Raw genomic sequence first — 2373 nt, forward strand, 5'->3', positions numbered from 1 at the left:
GGTGTGTTGCGGCACGCGCCGATTCGGGCGTGGGGTGTCCGGCGTGGTGCTGAGGCGTTCCGGTTCCTGCGGGAGGGCCGTAACACGGGCAAGGTGGTCCTGACGGTGCCGCGTCCGCTCGACGTGGACGGGACCGTTCTGATCACGGGCGGTACGGGTGGTCTGGGCGCGCTCTTCGCCCGGCACCTGGCCGAGCAGCACGGTGCCCGGCATCTGGTGCTTCTCAGTCGTCGTGGTCCGGACGCACCCGGTGTGGCCGACCTCGTAAGGGAGTTGGCGTCAGCGGGCTGCGAGGCACGCGCAGTGGCGTGCGACGCCTCCGACAAGGAGCAACTCGCCTCCCTCATAGCTTCGTTGGAACACCCACTGACGGCGGTGGTGCACTCCGCCGGCGTCCTGGACGACGGTGTCGTCGAGTCGTTGACCGCCGAGCAGGTGGAGCGGGTGATGCGGCCGAAGGTGGATGCGGCGCTGCACCTGCATGAGCTGACGGCGGGGATGGATCTGTCGGCGTTCGTGCTGTTCTCGTCGGTGGCCGCGCTGATCGGAAGTCCGGGACAGGGCAACTACGCGGCGGCCAACGCGGTTCTCGACGCTCTTGCGGCACACCGCAGGGCGCAGGGTCTGCCGGCCACCTCGCTGGCATGGGGCCTCTGGGCGAACGCGACCGGCATGACCGGAGAGCTGGACGAGGCCGAGCTGGCACGCCTCGAACGGCAGGGCGTCGGCGCCCTCTCCACCGAACTCGGCCTGGAACTGTTCGACCAGGCCCAGGGACAGGACGCGTCGCTCGTGGTCCCCGTACGCCTGGACCAGGGCGCACTGCGCGCACAGGCGCGGTCGGGGATGCTCCCGGCGCTGCTGAGCGGGCTGGTGCGGATGCCCGCCCGCCGCGCGGAGAACACCGGCGGATCGCTCGCCGAGCGCCTGGCCGCCGTACCGCGGACCGAATGGGATCGGGTCACCCTCGAACTGGTCCGCGGCCAGGTCGCGGCCATCCTCGGCCACGCCTCCGCGGACGCGATCGACCCGGACCGCGCCTTCAAGACGCTCGGGTTCGACTCCCTCGCGGCGGTCGAACTGCGCAACCGACTCACCCAGGCGACCGGACTGCGGCTGCCCACCACCCTCGTCTTCGACCACCCCACCCCCGAGGCCGTGGCGCAGTACCTGATCCCGATCGCCGTGCCCGGCGACATGGTGCCCGCCCAGCGGTCCTCGGAGGAGAACGAGATCCGAGAGCTGCTGGCATCCATCCCGATCCCCCGACTGCGCCGGGCGGGACTGCTCGAATCGTTGATGGAACTGGCCAACAGCGACGCCGAAGACGCCGCGCCGGAGGCCGAGGACAGCGAGTCGATCGACGAGATGGACATCGATGCCCTGATCCGGATGACCCAAGAGGACCAGGCATGACCGTCACAGCACCCCGGAACGTGATCGAAGACGCGGCTGCCTCTGTGCGCCCGGAAGTGGAGGCGTAACCATGGCTGCCAATCAGAACGATCTCGTCACGGCGCTCCGCAAGTCCCTGAAGGAGACCGAGCGCCTGCGCCAGCAGAACCGCCGGCTCCTCAACCAGTCCACCGAACCACTGGCGATCGTGGGCATGAGCTGCCGCTACGCCGGCGCCACCTCGCCCGCCGAGTTGTGGGAGCTGGTGTCGCAGGGGCGGGATGCGGTGTCGCCGCTTCCGGACGACCGTGGCTGGGACGTGGAGCGTCTCTACAACCCCGACCCGGAGCAGATCGGCAAGGTCTACGCCTCGGGCGGCGGTTTCGTCGACGGCGTGGCCGACTTCGACGCCGGCTTCTTCGAGATCAGCCCGCGTGAGGCACTCGCCACCGACCCGGCCCAGCGGCTGATGCTGGAGGCGTCGTGGGAGGCGTTCGAGGACGCGGGCATCGACCCGACCTCGCTGCGCGGCTCGGACACGGGCGTGTTCTGCGGCGCAGTGTCTTCCAACTACGGCGGGCAGATGCTCCCCGAGCTGGAAGGCTTCCGCCTCACAGGCACGACGACCAGCGTCGTCTCCGGCCGGGTCGCCTACAGCCTGGGACTCGAGGGCCCCGCCGTCACGGTGGACACCGCCTGCTCGTCCTCCCTCGTCGCCATGCACATGGCCGCTCAGGCACTGCGATCGGGCGAGTGCTCGCTCGCCCTGGTGGGCGGCGTGACGGTCCTCGCCGGGCCGTTTCTCATGGTGGAGTTCAGCCGCCAGCGCGGCCTCGCCCCCGACGGGCGCTGCAAGCCGTACGCCGCGGCTGCCGACGGTACTGGCTTCTCGGACGGCGTCGGTCTGTTGGTGTTGGAGCGGTTGTCGGATGCCCGGCGGCACGGTCATGAGGTGTTGGCCGTGGTCCGTGGCAGTGC

Annotated in this window: 2 protein-coding genes; both read left to right on the forward strand. The window is 70.3% G+C overall.

Annotation, left to right across the window (positions count from 1 at the left end; genetic code table 11):
• A partial coding sequence (locus Q0994_RS33780; RefSeq protein WP_299542539.1) for a beta-ketoacyl reductase occupies positions 1-1416 on the forward strand: 1416 nt, incomplete at its 5' end.
• 70 nt (positions 1417-1486) lie between these two features.
• Positions 1487-2373, forward strand: an 887-nt coding sequence (locus Q0994_RS33785; protein ID WP_299542541.1) for a beta-ketoacyl synthase N-terminal-like domain-containing protein, incomplete at its 3' end; no start/stop codon positions are given.

It is taken from the genome of uncultured Streptomyces sp. (genome assembly GCF_947488945.1).
GTDB lineage: Bacteria > Actinomycetota > Actinomycetes > Streptomycetales > Streptomycetaceae > Streptomyces.